This window comes from Kitasatospora sp. NPDC059973 (assembly GCF_042737525.1).
In the GTDB taxonomy this organism is placed as follows: Bacteria; Actinomycetota; Actinomycetes; order Streptomycetales; family Streptomycetaceae; genus Kitasatospora.
Genome location: NZ_JBHWUI010000169.1, coordinates 1 through 17,396, shown reverse-complemented (window position 1 = coordinate 17,396; position 17,396 = coordinate 1). Strand labels below are relative to the sequence as shown.

Below are 17,396 nucleotides of genomic sequence, written 5' to 3'. Positions count from 1 at the left end.
GGTCTGCTCACCGAACTCGACTGGCGCCTGATCTTCCTGGTCAACGTGCCGATCGGGCTCGTCGCCTGGATCGTGGGCCTGCGCGCGATCCCGGCCTCCCCCGGGCGGGCCGCCGCCGCCCGGGCCTGCGACCTCGACGAGGTCACCCCGCTGGTCGCCGCCGCGCTGCGCCGGCTGCGCGCCGCCGGCGTGCCGATCAGCGACCGGCGGGCGGTACGGTCGCAGAAGCTCGTCGCCGCGGCCGCCGTGCTCGACGGCCGGACGGCGGCCTCGGCCCGCGACCTGTGGGTGCTGCCGCTGGTCGCCCCCACCGCCGACGCCCAGGCGCAGGCCCGCGACACCCTCGCCGACCTGGTCGAGAAGGCCGCCAACCGCAGCCTGGCGCACGCCGCCGAGGAGCTGTCGCGCAGCTCGGCGGCCCGGGCCGAGCGGCTCGTCCGCACCGGTACGCAGCTGCTGGCCGCGCACCGCACCCTCCCCGAGGGGCGGGACTCCCGGCTGCGGCTGGAGGCCGCGCTGCGGGAGATCGACGCCGGGTTCGACCCGGCCGACCTGTCCGGGGCCCTGGCCGGGATACGTGCCGAGCTGGTCGCGGCGGTCGCGCCCGCATGACCGGTACCGTCACCGCCCCGCCGTCCGGTTCGCTGCCCGGTTCGCCGTCCGGCTCGCCGTCCGTCCCGACGCTCGTCGCGCTCCGCTGGGAGCGCCGCGAGCCGCCGTTGCCCGCCGCCGCCGTACTCGCCCTGGGCGATGCCGTGGCGGCCCTGGCCGGCGCCGCGCGCGAACGGCTCGCCGGCGGTGCCCGGCTGGGCGTGGTCGCCGGCGACGGCGCGCTGCTGGTACTCGGCGCCGAGGCCGACCTGCCCTGGGCGGACGGCGCCCGCTACCTGGGCCTCGACGCCGGTGTCCTGGTACCCACCACCGCGCGCCCCCGGCCCGCCGCGGCGCTCTGGCGCCGGGCCGTCGGTGCCGAGGGCGACCGGCTCTGCGTCCTGCTCCCCGGGCACGCCCTGGTCGCCGACCCGCCGCCCCCGACCACCGACCCCGCCGCACTGGACCCCTACACGGGGGGCGGCTCCACCGAGGACGCGTCCACCCCGGCGGCGCCGGATCCGGCCGCCGGGGGTGGCTCGCGATGACCGCCCGACCCACGGCCGTCCCGCCGGGCCGCCCCGGGCCGGCCGGGCGAAGCCGCCGTCGGCGTCCGGTTGCCGCCGTGTCAGGGTGCGGCTGCCTGGTCCCCGGTGTCGGGTTCGTGCACGCTCCCGCGTCCGTGCCCGCCGTCCGTCGCGCCCCGAGCGCCCCGGGCCCGTCCTGCGGGAGTGTCCTGCGATGACCGCCCGTCTCCCCGCCGCGCTGGCCCCCTGGGCCGCCGGTCTGTCCGCGCTGACGCCGGAACTCGCCGTCGCGCTGGGCCCGTTGCTGCGCCGCCTGGATGCCCTGATCGGCGAGCGCGAGCCCGCCGTCGACGACCGCGGCACCCCGGACGGGCACGGCGGCCTCGTCCGGTCCGGCCGGTCCGACCAACTGCTGCCCTCCGAGTGGCTGCTGGCCGACGAAGCCCCCGACGAGTTCCTGCGCCGCCTGGCCGAGGGTGAACTCCTGTACCTGGCCCCCGAGTTCCGCACCCCGACGGTACGCGGCCGGATCGTCGCGCTGGCCGACACCGGCCCCGCCCAGGCGGGTGCCGGGCGGCTCGTCCAGCTCGCCGCCCTGCTGGTCCTGCACCGCCGGGCAGCCGCGCGCGGCACCGAACTGGTCGTCGGCATCCTGGGTGACCCGCCCGGCCAGTGGCTCACCGGGGACCTCCCGGAGCTGCTGCCGCGCTGGCTCGCCGCCCGCCGGCACACCGACCCGACGCCCGAGGACGTCCGGCTGGCCCGGCAGGGGCTGGACGACGCCGACCGGTCCTGGCTGCTCACCTCGCCCCGGCTGGCCGACCGGCTCGCCTCCCGCCAGCACGTGCTGGCGAGCGAGCCGAGCGGCTGGAGCGCCGACGGCGCCGTCCGCGTCACCGTGCGCCTGGCGCAGACGTCCGTCGAGCTGCCGCTGCCTCCGGCGCCGATCGCCGTCCGGGCGCTGCGCGGCGCCGAGTTCCGCCGGGCCGCGCCGGCGGTGGTCGCCGTTCCGGTCGGGGCGGCCGGGCGGGCGCAGCCGGTCTTCACCACCGACGCCCGCACCCTCCTGCTGAGGGGCCGGAACACCGCCACCCTGCTCGCGGCCAACCTGCCCGGTGCCGGGCCGGAGCACGACGGCGCGATCCGGACCCGCCGCCACCACCTGCACGGGCCGGTGGTCGCGGCCGGCCGGATCGGCCGGCGCCTGATCGCCCTCCACCTCAGGGGGGAGCGGCTCCTCCCGTACGTCAGTGGCCGCCCGCTCGGGGCGAGCGGCGAGTTCACCGTCGAGCTGGCCGCCCTCGGGCTCGACCGGGCCGTCCTGGAACCCGTGTGCACCGGCCCGCTCCGGCCGGTGCTGCGCGACGGCGACGACCTGCTCTGCCCGCTGGGCGGCCGGTGGTGGCGGATCGAGCGAAGCGGGAGCGCCCGCGACGACGGGCCGTTGGCCCCCGGCGCGGAGGAGCGCGGCTTCCAGCGGGTCCGCGAGCGGCGGCTGTTCCCGCACCCGCTGCTGCCCGAGGCGGAGCGGGCCCGGCACGTCGTGCACGGCGGCACCACCCAGGCCTGGTCCGAGGACGGCAGGAACTGGGTGGTGCAGCCCCGGCAGGGCGATCGGGTCCGGCTGTCGTTCCGGGAGCGGGCCGAGGTGGTCGGCCTGGTCCACCAGGGCGCGGTGCCGGCGCTGATCACCTGCACCCTCGACGGCCGGCAGGTGCGCAGCATCCGGCCGGACGGCACCCGCACGCTCGCCCGCTTCTCCGGCGGCGTCAGCCCGCCCGCCGTCCACCCGACCCTGCCCCTGCTCGCCGTCGAACCACGCCCGGGCCGGATCGTCATCGGCGACGCCAACACCGGCCGCGTCCTCTACCACCTCGGGAGCGACCAGTGAGCGCCGCCGCCGCCGCGTTCCGCGCCACCGTGGCCGCGGCCGGCTTCGTCCTGGACGTCCCGGTGATCGGCGCGGCCGAGGCCGCCGAGCGCGTCCTGGCCCACTGGGCGGACGGCGCCGAGCTGCGCGCGCTCCCGGACGGCCGCTGGCTGCTCGTCCTGGCCGAGCCGGTCGAGGCCCGGGCGGACCGCGCGCCCGGGCTGCCCGTGCGGCGCCTGCCCGGCGGCGGGCTGGCCGCGGTCGGCGCCGAGGGCGCTCCGGTGCCGGCGGGCCGGCTCGCCCTCCCCGTGGCGGGGGCGGTGACGACGCACCCGATCGCCGAACTGCCGCCGCTGGACCCGGCGGACTGGCTCGACCCGGCCGGACTCACCCTCCACCGGCTCGCGCCGGTCGGTGCGGTGGCCGAGCCCGCGCCCGTTGTCGAGGACCTGCCCCGGCCCGCCCGGCCCGACCTGCGGGCGGCGGCCGGCGTCGGGGCCCGCTCCGAGCGCGCGCGCCGGCTGACCGAGGCGGCTCCGGCCGGCGGCGGTCGGCGGGTCCGCCTCCCAGGCCTGGCCCAGGCCGCCCGGCGGTTCGGCCGGCTTCGGCTGCCCCGCTGGGGGGACGGGTCCGGCCCGGTGGCGTTCATGGCCGCGGCCGTCCTCCTCGTCGTCGTCGCCGTGTTCCTGGTCGTCCGGTTCGCCCAGCTGATCGTGGACCGCGGCTTCCACCCCGGCGGGGTCCTCCTCGCCGTGGCCGTCACCGTCCTCCTCGCCCGGGGCAGTCGGGCCGCCCGGGGCACGTCCGGCGGTACCGCCGCAACCGCCGCAACCGCCGCAACCGCCGGTACCGCCGGTACCGTTCCGCGCCCGGCGGGCGGGCGGCCGGTCCGCACCCGGCGGCCGCTGCTGCGGGGGCTGCTCGCCCGGCTCGTCGTGCGCAGCCCCGCCGGCCGGCTGGTCCACGGCCGCCACGCCCGCTACCTGCGGGAGCTGACCCGTGCCTTCGAGCAGCGCCGCTGGGACGACGCGCTGCGCGACGCGCTCCGGCTCGCCGGCGAATCCCGCCCCACCGAGCAGGGGTGGCTCTCGCTCGGCCTGCCCCGGCGCTTCGCGGGCGCGCTGCGGCCGACCCCGGTCACCGCCGGCCCGGCGGGCGTCTCGCCGATGTCCGGGCCGACCGTGCAGCAGCACCTGGCCGGTCTCTACCGGCAGGCCGCCACCGCGCTGGAGCGGGAGGGGCGGATCGACGAGGCGGCGTTCGTGCTCGCCGACCTGCTGGACGCCCCGGCCGAGGCGGTCGCCCTGCTGGACCGGCACGGCCGGACCGCTCAGGCCGCCGAACTCGCCGAGGGCCGTGGGCTGGCCGCCGATCTGGTGGTGCGGCTCTGGTGGCGGGCGGGTGAGCGCGCGCGGGCGGTCCGGACGGCGCACCGGCGGGCGTCCTTCGCCGACGCCGTCCAGCGGCTGAGCGCCGACGATCCGGGGGCCGGGCGTGAGCTGCGGGCCGCCTGGGTCGAGCACTGCCGCGCGGGCGGCGACCGACTGGGCGCGGTCGAAGCCGCCTGGCCGGACGAGGAGTTGCGGCCCTCGGTGGCCGCCGACCTGCGGGACGCGGTCGCGCTCGGCGGCCCGGCGCGCGGCCGGGCACTCGCCCACCTGCTGGCCCTCGGCGCGGGGGAGGCGACCCGGGCGCTCGCGCTGGCCGTCCTGGACGACGCCGGCGACGACGCCGGCGCCGGCGACGACACCGGCGTCACCGACGCCGGCCGCGGCCGGGCGACCGGCCGGTCCGCGCTGGCCGGTGCGCTGGCCGGGCTGCCGGGTGCGGACCCGGCGGGCGACCGCGAACTCGCCACGGCGGCGCTCCGCGCCGTGGTCCGCGACGGCGGCTTCGGCGGGGCCGGCGGCTCCGGCGCCCCGCTCGACCAGCGCACCGAGACCGCCCTGTTCGAGCAGTTGGCGAAGCGTGCCGACCCGCTGGTCGCGGCGGATCTGCCGCGACCGCGCCGGCCCGCCCGTCCCACGGCCGACGGCGGGCACGAGTGGGCCTTCGTGGACCGGCCCGGGACGCTCCCGGTCCTGGACGCGGCGCGGCTGGAGTCGGGCCTGCTGCTGGTGGCCTGCGGCCAGGCGGGGGTGCGACTGCTCGGGCCCGACGGCCGGGTGAAGGCCCGCTGGGACGTCCCGGCGGACGAACTCGTCCTGGCCGACCACGGCGGCGCCGCCCTGCTGGTGGCCCGCTACGGGCAGGTCCGCGAGATCTCCCGGCTGGACCTCGGCACCCGCGCCGTCCGGCACTGGGGCACGCTGCGGGTGCGCGGGCTCGTGCCGTCCTTCGACGGCCGACAGCTGCTGACCCGGGACGAGGAGGGCATCGCCGTCCTCGACACCCTGGCCGCGCGCCCGACCGTGGTGTGGCGGGAGCTCGGTGGCGAGCAGCGGCCCGTCGGCCCGCTGGTGCGCACCCCCACGTCCTGCGCGTCCGTCGTCGCCTCCCGGCTGCCCGGGGGTGGCGTGCTGACGGAGCTGTGGCGCTGGGACCAGCCCGGCTGGGAGCTGCGCTCGCGCACCGCGCTGGACGCCGACCTCCTCGGCGAGGGCACGGCGCTGCTGGCGACCGGCCGGCTGCTGACCGGCGAACCCGATCCGGCCCGGGGCCGCACCACACTGCGCTGGTCGACCGACCGGGAGCCGGTGGAACGACTCGTCGACGGTGTGGCCCCGGCCGGGCCGGTCGTCGACGGCGAGCACTGGGCCCTGACGCTCGCCCCGGCCGCCGACGGCACCGTCCGCGTCCACACCGGCACCGCGAGCGAGGTGGAGCCGCCGCGGACCCTGCTGCTCCCGAACGCGACGCCGGCGGGGCAGCCGGGTGCCGGTCCGCCGGCGGTGGGCCTGCGCCACCACGGCGGGGCACTGACGTTCTGGCACCGCTCCGGCCGGGTGCTCGCCACCACCGCCGACGGCTCGGCTGTCCTCGCCAACCTGCGGGTCACCACCGGGTGACCGCTGCTCGGCCGCCGAGCGGAGCCGGCCGCCGAGCGGCGCGCGGTGGACCCCGACCAGGCGGGGCGGGCCGCTGGACTGCCCGCCGGGGGCGCCGCCACGGGGCTCGTCGCGCGGCGGGGACGGCCTCCCGGCCGCCGCCACCGGCCGGGCGCCGGTGGGGCGCCGGTGGAGCGCCGCAGGAGCCCGGTGCCGGCTGCCGGGCGGCGGTGCGGGGCCTCGGCGGGTGGTCAGTCCACCTTGGCCAGGGCCCGGGAGAGGCGTTCGCCCGCCGCGCGGTCGAAGCCGTCGGGGCAGTCGATGCCCTGGGACTGTGCCAGTTCGCGGACGTGCAGGTCGGCGAGTGCCTCCGTGAGGTCGGCGAACGCCACCGCGGCGTCCCGCCCCCGGCGCAGGCCGAGGCCGACGGCGGCCGCGCCCGCCGGCGCGGCCGGCCACCACCAGAGGCCCAGCAGCAGGTACCCGATGCCCCAGGCGCAGAGCCGGGCGGCGGCGCCCAGCTGGAGGCGGGCGGTGTGCAGCTCCGCGCGGGTGCCGTCGGCGGCGAGCAGCCACAGGTGGGGCCAGGCGGCCGCGAGGTCCAGGCGGTAGACGCGCCAGAGGCGTTGGCCGGGGGCGGCCAGCCGGTCCCCGGTGCGGAACGGATGGCGCGGGCGGGCCGCCGCGACGCGGTTGCGTTCGGCGTAGCGGAGCTCCGCGGTGTCGGCCAGGTCGTCGGCGTCGGCCGCGCCGGCGATCCGGGCGCGGCCCGCCGCCAGCAGGGCCGACCGGTAGGCCTCGTCCGCCGTGCGCCAGCGGCGCAGCCGCCGGTCGGCGAGGCGGCGCAGCAGCGGGCCGCGCGCCTCGGCGCACCAGAGCAGTTCCACCCCGGTGCCCAGCGCCTGGGCGGCCGCCCCGATCGCGGCCGCGCCGACCAGGACGGCCAGGGCGACGACGGCGATCACGGCGGCGCTGTGCGAGCCGGGCGCGGCGGCCAGCTCGTCGAGTCGTGAGCGGAGCCGGCCGAGGTCGTCCCAGTGGCGCTGGCCGAGGACGCCGGCGGTGGTCAGGGCGGCGAGGTAGAGCAGGCCGGGGAGGGCGAGCAGCGCGACCCAGCGCTCGGCGATCCGGCCGCCCAGCGCGCCGAGGAAGGCGCTGGTCACCGGAGTCTGACCGCCCGCAGCGGCTGTCCGAACACCCGGCACTGCGAGGCCTGCGCGGCGTCCGGCACCTCCACCCGGCCGCAGTGGCCGTGCGGGCAGGCCAGGACGTGCAGCGGCGGGTGGCCCGGGCCGGAGACCGGCAGGGCGCGGTAGGCGGGGCCGGGAACGGGGGTCGTGCGGAAGGAGCCGAGCCCGGCGCTGTGCCCGGCCATCAGCAGTAGCTCCTCCAACTCGTCGAACGCGTCGTCGAGTTCCACCGGCGGCCGGCCGGCCCGCAGCTCGGTGGTGAGGTGTTCCACCAGGCGGTGCCCCGTCGGGCCGAGGTCGAGCGAGTCGGGCGCGGAGGTCAGCCGCCGGCAGAACTCCCCCAACCGCGCGTGCCCGGCCGCCGGACCGTCCGGCTCGCGGCTCGCCGTCTCGACCACCCGGCCCCCTTCCTGGCGTCGTCCGCGGATCATGGATCGTCGGATCGTGGCTCGTCGTCGCGGATCGTGGATCAGTATAACGACGGCCTTCTGACGGTACGTTCGCTAGGATATGGAGGGATTCCACCCGCCGCGGCGGGGAGTTGGAGCAGACCGGCCGATCGGCGCGACGGAGCGCCCGGGGGTGATCGTCTCGCAGGCGCGGCTTTCGGTGACGGGAGGCGGGGCGGATCCGGCCGCCGAACTCCTGCTGCACCACCTCAGAACGGGCGACCGGGCGGCCCTGGACCGGGCGGTCCGCACGACCCGGAAGTACCTGCGCAAGGCCCCGCCGGACGACCCGGGCCGGTCCGTCCGGGCGGGCAACCTCCTGGTGGCGCTCCTGGTGCGCTGGCAACTGCTCGGCGACCGGCGGGACCTGGACGCCCTGATCGAGCTCGGCGTCGAACGCGCGGCGGCCGAGCCGCCCGCGGCCCAGGACGTCCGGCTGCTCGCCCTCGGGTACCGGACCAGGTTCGACCTCGACCACCGGCCGGCGGATCTGGACGGCGCGGTGGCGATGTTCGCCCGCGCGGCCGGCCTGCCGCAGCAGCCGCCCACCGTGGGGGAGGCGCTGGCCGGCCTCGGCGCGGCGCTGTCCGAGCGCTACCGGGCCGCCGGCCGCGAGCAGGACCTGACCCGGGCCGAGAGCGCCTACCGGCGGGCGCTGGACGGCCTGCCGTCCGACCCCGACGACCTCGTCGCCCTGCTGCTCGGTCTCGCCGAGGTGCTGCACGCCGGCTACGAACTCACCGGCGACACCGAGGCGCTGGAGGAGGCGCTGGGGCTGTGGCGCGAGGTGCCGGCCGTGGTCCCGGCGGGCCACGGAGCCCGGCTGCCGGCGCTGCACAACCTGGCCCAGGGCCTGCGGACCTGGTACGCCCTCACCGGCGACCCGGGCGACCGCGAGGAGATGCTCCGGGTGAACCGGGCCTCGCTGGCCGCGACGCCGGCCGGGCAGCCGGGCCACGGCGGCTGCCTGGCCGGGCTCGGGGTGGCCCTGCGGCTGGCCGCCGAGGCCACCGGCGACCTGGCGGTGCTGCGGGAGTCCGTCGACCTGCTGCGCCGCGCCGCGGCCGTGCCGGAACGCGACGCCACCCGGCGCCCGCACCGGCTGAACAGCCTCGGCAACGCGCTGCACCGGCTGGCGCAGTGGACCGGTGACGTGGAACTCCTCGACGAGGCCGTCGAGGTGCAGCGCGAGGCGCTCGCCGGGGAGCGGCCCGGCACGAAGACCTTCGGCGAGATCCTCGCCAACCTCGCCGTCACCCTGCGGGAGCGCGGGTTCCAGACCGACGACCCGCAGGCCTTCCGGGAGGCGGCCGAGCTGGCCCGCCGGGCCGTCGACGAGGGACCGGTCCGGCCCGCCGACCGGGTCGACCGGCTGGCCAACCTCGGTGTGGTGCTGCAGAGCCGGCACGGTGCGACCGGCGAGCCGGCGGTGGCCGACGAGGCGATCGCGACGGCCCGCGAGGCCCTCGCGCTGACCCGGTCCGGCAGCCCGGCCCTGGGCGACCGGCTGAACCACCTCGCCAACGCGCTGCGGGCCCGGTTCGACGCGACCGGCGACCGGGCGGACCTGGACGAGGCCGTCGCCCTGCTGGAACGCGCCGTCGAGGAGAGCCCGTACGGCGACCCCCGGCTCGCCCTGGTGCTCTCCAACCTCGGCAACGCCCGGCTCGACCAGTACCGCACGACCGGGGACGGGGCGGCGCTGGAAGCGGCGGTGAGCGACCTCGGCCGGGCCGTCTGGGCCGACGCCGAAGGCACCGCGGCGCACGGCGGCTACCTGCGGTACTACGCCGACACCCTGCTGATCCTCCACCACCGGGACGGCGACCCGGGCGTGCTGCGGGCCGCCGAGGACGCCTACCGGCGGGCCGCGCGGACCGAGGCGATGCCGGCCCACGGCCGGGTCCTGGCCGCCTGGGAGTGGGGCGCCGCGGCGGCGACCGGCGAACGGTGGGAGGAGGCCCTGCACGGCTACGAACTGGCCGTACGGCTGCTGCCGTTCGCCGCCTCGGGCCGGCTGGCCCGCGGTGACCAGGAGCGCAGCCTCTCCCGGGTGCACGGGCTGGCCGCCGAGGCCGCCGCCTGCGCCGTTCAGGCGGGGGACCTCGTCCTCGCCGTCCAGCTGCTGGAACAGGGCCGGGGCGTCCTGCTGGGCCGCACCATCGCCACCCGCGACGGCCTGGGCCGGCTGCGCCGCGCCCATCCGGCGGCCGCCGAGCGGTTCCGTGAGCTGAGCGAGCGGATCGAGCGGATCGACGCCGCCGACGCCGACGCCCTCGACGCCCTCGACGCACGGGACGCCCCCGACGCACGGGACGCCCCCGACGCACGGGACGCCGCCGGCCCGGCCGACGGGGCGCCGGGGCTGCCCGGCACCACCGGCAGCCACCTGCGGCACACCCTGGCGGCGCGGTTCGAGCAGCTGGTGACGGAGATCCGCGCCCTGCCGGGCTTCGCGGACTTCTTCTCCCCGCCCTCCCCGGACCTCCTGGCGGCGGTCTCCCGGAGCGGGCCGGTGGTGCTCGCCTACTGCAGCGGGTACCGCAGCGACGCACTGGTCCTGTGGTCGGGTCAGGTCCTGCAGGTCCCGCTGCCCGGGGCCACTCCGGAGGCGGTGGACGAGCAGGTCCGCCGGCTGGAGGCGGCGCTGGCGGCGGCGGCCGACCCGGCGACCGACCGGGCGGCCCAGGTGGCGATCGGCGAGGTGCTCCGCTGGACCTGGGACCACGTCACCGGACCGGTGCTCGACCGGCTCGGCCTGTCCGGGGCGGCGGCGGACGGCCGGTGGCCCCGGGTCTGGTGGTCGCCGGGCGGCGCGCTCACCGCCCTGCCGCTGCACGCGGCGGGCCACCACGGGGACGCGACGGGCCACGATGCTCCGGGTGCCCACGACGGGGTGCCCGGTGGGAGGCCCCGCACCGTGCTCGACCGGGTGGTCTCCTCCTACACCCCGACCGTCCGCGCGCTCGCGTACGCCCGCACCCGGGAGACCGGACCGGAACCGACCGGACCGTCGGTGGGCGAGGCGTCGGTGGGCGAGGCGGCGGTGGGCGGACCGTCGGCGGGCGGGTCCGCGCCCGGCGGACCCCCGGCCGCCGACGGCCTGCTCGCGGTGGCGCTGCCCGAGACCCCGGGTGCCCGCCCGCTCACCGGCGCCCGGCGCGAGGTCGAGCTGCTCCGCGGGCTGCTGCCCACCGAGCTGCTGATCGGCGAGGAGGCCACCCTGGCACGCGTCCTCGAAGCGCTGCCCCGCCACTCCCACGTGCACTTTGCCTGCCACGGCGTCAGCGAGCCGCGCGACCCGTCCAACGCCCGCCTCCTCGTCCACGACCACCGGACGGCGGCGCTGACGGTCCGCCGGATCGCCCGGCTGGACCTGCCCGCGGCCCGGCTCGCCGTCCTCTCGGCCTGCGAGACGGCCCGGGGCGCCGCGGACCTGGCCGACGAGGCGATCCACATCACCTCCGCCTTCCAGCTCGCCGGGTACGCCCATGCCGTCGGCACCCTCTGGCCGGTGCACGACCTGCTGGCGCTGCGGATGACCAGGCTGCTCTACCAGGGCCTGCGGGACGGCCGGCCCGCCGGGGCGCCGGGGCTGGACACCGACCGGACGGCCGAGGCGCTCCACCACGCCGTCCGGCAGTGCCGGACGGCGTTCGCCACCAGTCCCGGCCTCTGGGCCGCCCACGTGCACGCCGGCGCCTGACCGGCCGAACCGCGACGACGAGACGACGAGACGACGACGAAGGAGGACCACCGATGAGCGGATGGTGGCGCAGGCGGGCCGAGCGTGCCGCGCGGGCCGACGGCACGGGCGGCCCCGCGCCGTCGGGACCGCCCGGCGAGGGCGCCGAGGACGGGCCGCCCGCCGCCGACGGGCTCCGGGAGCCGCGCTGGCAGCCGCCCGGGGCCACCGTCACCGTCACCGAGGTGACGGAGGGCCGGCCGGAGCAGGAGATCGCCCGGGTCCGCGTCCAGCCGGTGGAGGTGGCCGAGTGGCGGGCGAACGCGGCCATCGAGAAGCTGGGCGCCGACCACCCCGAGACCCTGATCCTCCTGCGGGAGTACGCCCGGGTCCTGGCGCACACCCCGGGCGGCGACGACCGCGCGGTCGAGCTCTACGAGTACGTCGCGGGCACCCAGCGCGCGGTGCTCGGCGCCCGCCACGAGGAGACCCTGCGGACCGACGCGGAGCTGGCGGACCTGCTGCACCATCTCGGCCGGGTCCAGCAGGCGGAGTCGCTCTGGCAGGCGAACTTCCGCGCCAGGGCAAAGACCCTCGGCCGGGACCACCCGGACACCCTGCACAGCGCCGACGGGCTGGCCGCCGCCCTGGAGTCCCTGAGCCGCTCCGCGGAGGCCGAACCGCTGCTGCGCGACACGCTGGACCGCCGGACCAGGCTGCTGGGCGCGGACCACCCCGAGGTGCTGTCCGCCGTCAACCGGCACGCGGCCGCCCTGATCAACAGCGGCCGCCACCGGGCGGCCGAGCGGTCCCTGCGGTCCCTGGTGCCCCGGCTCGAACAGCGCTACGGGCGTGACCACGAGCGCACCGTGGCGGCCCGCAGCAACCTCGCCGCCGCCCTGGTGCGGCTGGGCCGCCATGCCGAGGCGGAGCCGCAGCTGCGGGCGGTGGCGGCCTCCTGGGAGTCGCTCGCCGGGCCGAACGCCGACGACACCCTCTCCGCCCGCAACAACCTGGCCGCCGTTCTGCACGGCATGGCGCGCTACCAGGAGGCCGTCCCCCTCCTGCGGGACATCCTGGCCCGGCGGATCGCCCTGCACGGGGACGGCCACCCCGTCACGGTGAGCTCCCGGGAGAACCTGGCCAACGTCCTGATCGACGCGGGCCTCCACGCCGAGGCGGCCGGCCTGCTGACGCGCTGCGCTGCCGACTACAGCCGGATCCACGGCCCGGGCCACCCCCGGGTGCAGGTCGTCCGGGAGCAGCTGGACTGGTTGCGCGAGAACCCGCGCTGACCGCTGCCCGCTGCCCGCTGACCGCTGACCGCTGACCGTCGGTCACCGGTCACCGGTCACCGGTCACCGTCGGCGGCGCCGCGGGATCGTCCCGCCCCCGTCATGGTGTTGTTGTGTCCCCTTCACATGAGGGATGCTCAGCCGCGGCATCCTTCCGAACGGCGGAAGCGACCGCCGACCGCGTTCTGACAAGGGGACAAGTCATCGTGACCGCACGCCGCGCCCTCGCCGGCACCATCGCCACCGGTCTGCTCGCCGCGGCCGCCGCCCTCCTCCCGGTGCAGTCGGCCGCCGCGAGCGGCCCCGGTGAGCTCCCGTTCGGCTCGGCCACCACCGTCGGGCTGCACAACACCTACGACCCGGCCGCGTTCGGCTACCTCGCCCAGGGCCTGGACACCGGCACCGGCATGATCGAGCTGGACGCCTGGACGGACACCGTGACCAAGGAGTGGAAGGTCAGCCACTCCAACCCGCTCGGCAACGCCAACAACTGCGTCAGCGCGAGCACGCCCGCCCAGCTCTACACCGGCGGTGCCAACAAGAACCTGGAGACCTGCCTGGACGACGTCCGGGTCTGGCTCGGCGCCCACCCCGGCGCCGGCCCGCTGGTGGTCAAGCTGGAGCTCAAGGCCGGGTTCGCCGCCAACCGCGGCATGGGCCCCGCCCAGCTCGACTCCCTGATCGCCGGCCACCTGGGCTCCGCCGTGCTGCGCCCGGCCGACCTGCTCGCCAGGCCGGGCGGCGGCTCGTACGCCACGGCGGACGACGCGGTCCGGGCCGGCAACTGGCCGACCAGGGCCTCGCTCGCCGGGCGGGTGCTGGTGTACGTGATCCCCGGATCGCTGGAGGAGGGCAACCCCTTCGACACCCTGCACACCGACGTCGAGTACGGGCGTCACCTGCGCGACCTGGCCGCGGCCGGGCGGATCGGCGACGCCCAGGTGTTCCCGGCCGTGCACGGCGCCGCGGCCGGCGATCCCCGCGCCAAGTATTCGGAGACGGCGATCCGCCCCTGGTTCGTGGTCTTCGACGGTGACGCCGCCGCCTACCTGGGCGGCATCGACACCGCCTGGTACGACAGCCGGCACTACCTGCTGACGATGACCGACTCGCAGAACGTCGCACCCGCGATCAGCGCCACCGACCCCACCGCCGACCAGGCCCGCGGCCGTACCGAGCAGCTCGCCCGGGCGCACGCGAGCATCGTCTCCAGCGACTGGCGCAAGCTCCCCGCCGTGCAGTCGCTCGCCCTGACGCGGGGCTGACGGCCCGTCCCGCCACCGCCGTCCCGCCCGCCGTCCCGACCCGCGCGTTCCGCCGGGAGGGGCGGCGGTGGCTTATCCTGTAATGCATGAATAGCGTAAGTGACCATTACGAGCTGCGGGCCGGAGTGCCGGACGTGGACACCTTCCGACGGCTGTGGACCGGCGCGGGGATGAGCGACCGGCCCGCCGCGGCGGTGGCGGCCGGGCTCCCCCACACCTGGCACGGGGTGACGGTGCACCTGGACGGCCGGGTGGTCGGGATGGGCCGGATCGTGGGCGACGGCGGGTCGGTCTTCCAGATCGCCGACGTCTGCGTCCTGCCCGAGCACCAGGGCCGCGGCCTCGGCGGGCGGATCATGGCCGTGCTGACCGCCGAACTGGAGAGCCGGGCCCCGGCGGGCGCCTACGTCTCCCTGATCGCCGACGGTGACGCCCACCGGCTCTACGCCCGGTACGGCTTCCGGGAGACCGCCCCGCACTCGGTGGGCATGCACCGCTTGGTCTGAGCCCGTTCCCGGGGTCGGCGGCCGCCCGGGTGCGGAGGCCTCGGTGGCCCGCGACGCGGGGTGACAATACGACAGTTGGTGTGCGACGCTGCACCCTCGCGCGGAGCCGACCGCGCTGCGGGGGAACCGGGGGACGGCCGCGTGGACGACGAACTGCAGCCCAGCGGGCCCCGCCACGACGGGCGAAACGGCCCGGACGACCGCGCGGACGACACCGACCGCGCCGGCGGGTCGGCCGGCCGGACCGTGGGCGTCCTGGTCGCCCTCGTGGGCCTGCTGCTCGCGGCCTCGGCCCTGCGGCCGGACGGCGGTCTGCTCGGTGCGCCCGCCGCCACGGTGCCGGTGGAGGCCCTCGGACTCGTCCTGCTGCTCGCGCTCGGCTGGCTGTTCGTCATCGGCCGCTTCGCGCTGCGCTTCCGCGCGGAGGTCCGCCACCTCGACGGGCCGACGCCGTGGGCGGAGCGCCTGCGGGAGGCCACCGCGGTCCTGCTGCCCGGGGCCGCCGCCGCGGTGCCGGTGCTGCTGTTCGTCTTCCACGGGCGGGCGGTCAAGGACTCGGTCGATCCGCCGTCGCTGCCGCCGGTGCCGGACTTCAGCCCGCCCCCGGCGTCGCCGCCGCCGGTCTGGCCCGACCCGGTGTCCGGCAAGAGCTGGCTCTCGACGGTGATCCCCGTGGTGTTCGGCGCGCTCGCCGTCGCCCTGGTGGTCGCCGTGGTGGTGGTCGCCGTCCTGCTGCTGCGGCGGCTGCGGATCGCCCGGCGGCGGCCGCCGGCGCGACTGCCCGCCGCGCCGGCCCGAGGTGAGGACGCCCTGGCCGCCGCGGTCGACACCGCTCGGCGCGCCCTCACCGGCGCCGACGCGCGGGCGGCGGTGATCGCCTGCTACGCCGCGATGGAGGCCTCGCTGGCGGCCTCCGGACTGTCCCGCCGGGCTCCCGAGAGCCCGACCGAACTGCTGGAGCGTGCGGTGACCGACGACCGCGTCGACCCCGTCCACGCGCGGGCGCTCACCGCGCTGTTCCGGGAGGCCCGGTACTCCACCCACCCGATGGACGAGACCCATGTGCGCCGGGCGCGGTCGGCCCTCGACGCGCTCGCCCAGCGACTGGCGGACCGGGCCGGGTCACCGCCGGAGCCCGCGACGGCGGGGGCAGCCGGGGCAGCCGGGGCAGCCGGGGCAGCCGGTACCGGAGGCCACCGATGAGCGCCCGCCGGCAGGGGCGACAGGCCGACCGCGCCGTCTCCTCCGCCGCCCCCGCCCCCGCAGCCGTGGACCCGGAGGGCCGCGCCGGTGGCGAGCTCGCCGCACCCGGCTCGGTCCGGCACAGCCTGATCGAGCTGACAGTGGCCGCCGTACTGGCCGAGGTCCTGTTCGCGCTGGTCGGCGGCGCGCCCGCGGCCGCCGCCGGAGCCGTCCTGCTGACCGCCACCGGGCTGGTCGCCGGCCGGTACGTGGCCGGTGCGGGCTTCCTCGACATCGGCCTGCGCGACCGGCAGCGCGTGATGGACTCCCGGGAGCCGGGCCTCGGCGACTGGCGCTGGACCGTCCGTCAGGGCCTCGACCCGAACGGCGACGCCCGGCCGTTGCGCGGCCGGCTCCGGCGGCTCTTCGCGGCGCGCCTGTCCGAGACCCACGGCGTCTCGCTCGACACCGACCGCGCCCGGGCCGCCGAACTGATCGGTCCCCGGCTGTGGCCGTGGATCGACCCGGACGCCGCGGACCCGGACGCGGCCCTCCCGGGCCCCGTCCTGCTCGCCCTCGTCGACCGGCTCGAATCCCTCCAGCCGCCCGGCCCCAGGCCGTCGAAGTCCGGGTAGCCGGCGCCGTCCCCGAGGGACGCCCAGCACCCGCCGTTCCCCCGCACCCCCGCCGGTCCCGGTAGTTGGCCGGCCGACGCCGCCCTTCAGGAGAACCATGACCGCCGTCCCCCAGGCCCCCGTCCCGGACACCGAGCACGCCCCGGTGGCCGAGCAGTCCCCGGGGCGTCCGGCCGAGGCCCAGGTGCTGACGCCGCAGGAGGCCGGCCGCCGCGCCCGCGCGGTGGTCGAGGAGATCGAACGCGCCGTGGTCGGCAAGCCCGAGGCCCTCCGGCTGGTGATGCTGGGGGTGCTGGCCGGCGGCCACGTGCTGATCGAGGACCTGCCCGGGCTCGGCAAGACCCTGCTGGCCCGCTCCTTCGCCACCACCCTCGGCCTGGACTTCCGCCGGATCCAGTTCACCCCCGACCTGCTGCCCTCGGACGTCACCGGCGCGCCGTTCTACGACCGGCGCAGCGGCGAGATGGTCTTCCGCCCCGGGCCGCTCTTCACCCAGCTCCTGCTGGCCGACGAGATCAACCGCACCCCGCCGAAGACCCAGGCCGCGCTGCTGGAGGCGATGGCCGAGGGCCAGGTCTCCGTCGACGGCGCCACTCGCCGGCTGCCGCAGCCGTTCGTGGTGATCGCCACCGCCAACCCGATCGAGTACGAGGGCACCTACTCGCTGCCGGAGGCGCAGCTCGACCGTTTCCTGCTCCGGGTGCGGATGGGCTACCTCACCACCGGTCTGGAGGCCTCGATGCTCCGGGCCCGGCTGGACCGGGCGGCGCCCGAGCCGGTCCTGGAGACCGTCAGCAGTCCGGCCGAACTCCTCGCCATGCGAGCGGCGTTGGAGCGGGTCGAGGTCGACGACGACCTGGTCGACTATGTGATCGCGCTGGTCCACGCCACCCGCAACGACCCGCAGATCCAGGTCGGCGCCTCGCCCCGGGGCGGTCTCGCGCTGGTCCAGCTGGCCCGGGCCCGCGCGATGCTCGAGGGCCGCGACTACCTGACCCCGGAGGACGTCAAGGCGCTCGCCGTCCCGGCCCTGGCCCACCGCATCACCCTGACCCCGGAGTTGTGGGTGCGCCAGGTCGAGGCGGACGACGTGCTGGCGCGCCTGGTCGCCGCCGTCCCGGCGCCGCAGACCCTGCCGCGCGCGGCCGGCGGGCCGGGGAGCGGCCCGGTGGACGCCCCGGACGCCGCCCGGTGAACCCCGAGCCCTCCGCCGC

General features: G+C 78.2%; 12 protein-coding genes and 1 pseudogene. 11 read left to right on the top strand and 2 right to left on the bottom strand.

The window, feature by feature from the left end; translation table 11 throughout:
- The 4 genes and pseudogenes from ACFWA9_RS32265 to ACFWA9_RS32250 all read left to right on the top strand — a co-directional run.
- A pseudogene (locus ACFWA9_RS32265) lies at positions 1-612 on the top strand (hypothetical protein); the annotation flags it as partial.
- Complete coding sequence (locus tag ACFWA9_RS32260) at positions 609-1,139, top strand: hypothetical protein (RefSeq protein WP_380391916.1); 531 nt, start codon at positions 609-611, stop codon at positions 1,137-1,139. The pseudogene ACFWA9_RS32265 and the gene ACFWA9_RS32260, both read left to right, overlap by 4 nt.
- Before the next feature lie 193 nt (positions 1,140-1,332).
- Positions 1,333-3,009 (top strand): hypothetical protein, encoded by a 1,677-nt coding sequence (locus ACFWA9_RS32255; protein WP_380391913.1) that lies wholly within the window; start codon positions 1,333-1,335, stop codon positions 3,007-3,009.
- Entirely contained in the window at positions 3,006-5,996 is a 2,991-nt protein-coding gene (locus tag ACFWA9_RS32250) for a bpX6 domain-containing protein (protein WP_380391910.1), read from the top strand. Before ACFWA9_RS32255 ends, ACFWA9_RS32250 begins: the two co-directional genes overlap by 4 nt.
- 230 nt (positions 5,997-6,226) lie before the next feature.
- Here ACFWA9_RS32250 and ACFWA9_RS32245 read toward each other — a convergent pair whose 3' ends face one another.
- A complete protein-coding gene (locus tag ACFWA9_RS32245; protein ID WP_380391907.1) occupies positions 6,227-7,138 on the bottom strand; it encodes a hypothetical protein in 912 nt (303 codons plus the stop codon).
- Positions 7,135-7,596 (bottom strand): hypothetical protein, encoded by a 462-nt coding sequence (locus ACFWA9_RS32240; RefSeq protein ID WP_380391904.1) that lies wholly within the window; start codon positions 7,594-7,596, stop codon positions 7,135-7,137. The genes ACFWA9_RS32245 and ACFWA9_RS32240 overlap by 4 nt, the downstream gene beginning before the upstream one ends.
- A gap of 151 nt (positions 7,597-7,747) precedes the next feature.
- Here ACFWA9_RS32240 and ACFWA9_RS32235 point away from each other — a divergent pair, with 151 nt between their 5' ends.
- From ACFWA9_RS32235 to ACFWA9_RS32205, 7 genes are all read left to right on the top strand, one after another.
- Positions 7,748-11,320 (top strand): CHAT domain-containing protein, encoded by a 3,573-nt coding sequence (locus ACFWA9_RS32235; RefSeq protein WP_380391901.1) that lies wholly within the window; start codon positions 7,748-7,750, stop codon positions 11,318-11,320.
- A 53-nt stretch (positions 11,321-11,373) separates the two neighbouring features.
- Positions 11,374-12,594, top strand: coding sequence for a tetratricopeptide repeat protein (locus tag ACFWA9_RS32230; protein ID WP_380391898.1), 1,221 nt, complete (start codon positions 11,374-11,376; stop codon positions 12,592-12,594).
- 206 nt (positions 12,595-12,800) lie between these two features.
- Positions 12,801-13,859: a phosphatidylinositol-specific phospholipase C domain-containing protein gene (locus tag ACFWA9_RS32225; protein WP_380391895.1), complete on the top strand. Its 1,059-nt coding sequence runs from the start codon at positions 12,801-12,803 to the stop codon at positions 13,857-13,859.
- Positions 13,860-13,945: 86 nt separating this feature from the next.
- The gene (locus ACFWA9_RS32220) at positions 13,946-14,365 is read left to right on the top strand and encodes a GNAT family N-acetyltransferase (protein ID WP_380391892.1); all 420 of its coding nucleotides are present in this window, start codon (positions 13,946-13,948) and stop codon (positions 14,363-14,365) included.
- A gap of 141 nt (positions 14,366-14,506) precedes the next feature.
- Positions 14,507-15,568, top strand: coding sequence for a DUF4129 domain-containing protein (locus ACFWA9_RS32215; RefSeq protein WP_380391889.1), 1,062 nt, complete (start codon positions 14,507-14,509; stop codon positions 15,566-15,568).
- Positions 15,565-16,182: a hypothetical protein gene (locus tag ACFWA9_RS32210; protein WP_380391887.1), complete on the top strand. Its 618-nt coding sequence runs from the start codon at positions 15,565-15,567 to the stop codon at positions 16,180-16,182. Before ACFWA9_RS32215 ends, ACFWA9_RS32210 begins: the two co-directional genes overlap by 4 nt.
- 97 nt (positions 16,183-16,279) lie before the next feature.
- Positions 16,280-17,377 carry an AAA family ATPase gene (locus ACFWA9_RS32205; protein WP_380391884.1) on the top strand — a complete coding sequence of 366 codons (1,098 nt, stop codon included), beginning with the start codon at positions 16,280-16,282 and terminating at the stop codon, positions 17,375-17,377.
- Positions 17,378-17,396: the final 19 nt, after the last annotated feature.

Excerpts from the sequence above, each read along its gene's own strand:
- ACFWA9_RS32210 (WP_380391887.1), top strand. The coding sequence starts at position 15,565 with ATGAGCGCCCGCCGGCAGGGGCGACAGGCCGACCGCGCCGTCTCCTCC.
- ACFWA9_RS32220 (WP_380391892.1), top strand. The coding sequence starts at position 13,946 with ATGAATAGCGTAAGTGACCATTACGAGCTGCGGGCCGGAGTGCCGGAC.
- ACFWA9_RS32240 (WP_380391904.1), bottom strand. The coding sequence starts at position 7,596 with ATGATCCGCGGACGACGCCAGGAAGGGGGCCGGGTGGTCGAGACGGCG.
- ACFWA9_RS32230 (WP_380391898.1), top strand. The coding sequence starts at position 11,374 with ATGAGCGGATGGTGGCGCAGGCGGGCCGAGCGTGCCGCGCGGGCCGAC.
- ACFWA9_RS32255 (WP_380391913.1), top strand. The coding sequence starts at position 1,333 with ATGACCGCCCGTCTCCCCGCCGCGCTGGCCCCCTGGGCCGCCGGTCTG.
- ACFWA9_RS32260 (WP_380391916.1), top strand. The coding sequence starts at position 609 with ATGACCGGTACCGTCACCGCCCCGCCGTCCGGTTCGCTGCCCGGTTCG.
- ACFWA9_RS32205 (WP_380391884.1), top strand. The coding sequence starts at position 16,280 with ATGACCGCCGTCCCCCAGGCCCCCGTCCCGGACACCGAGCACGCCCCG.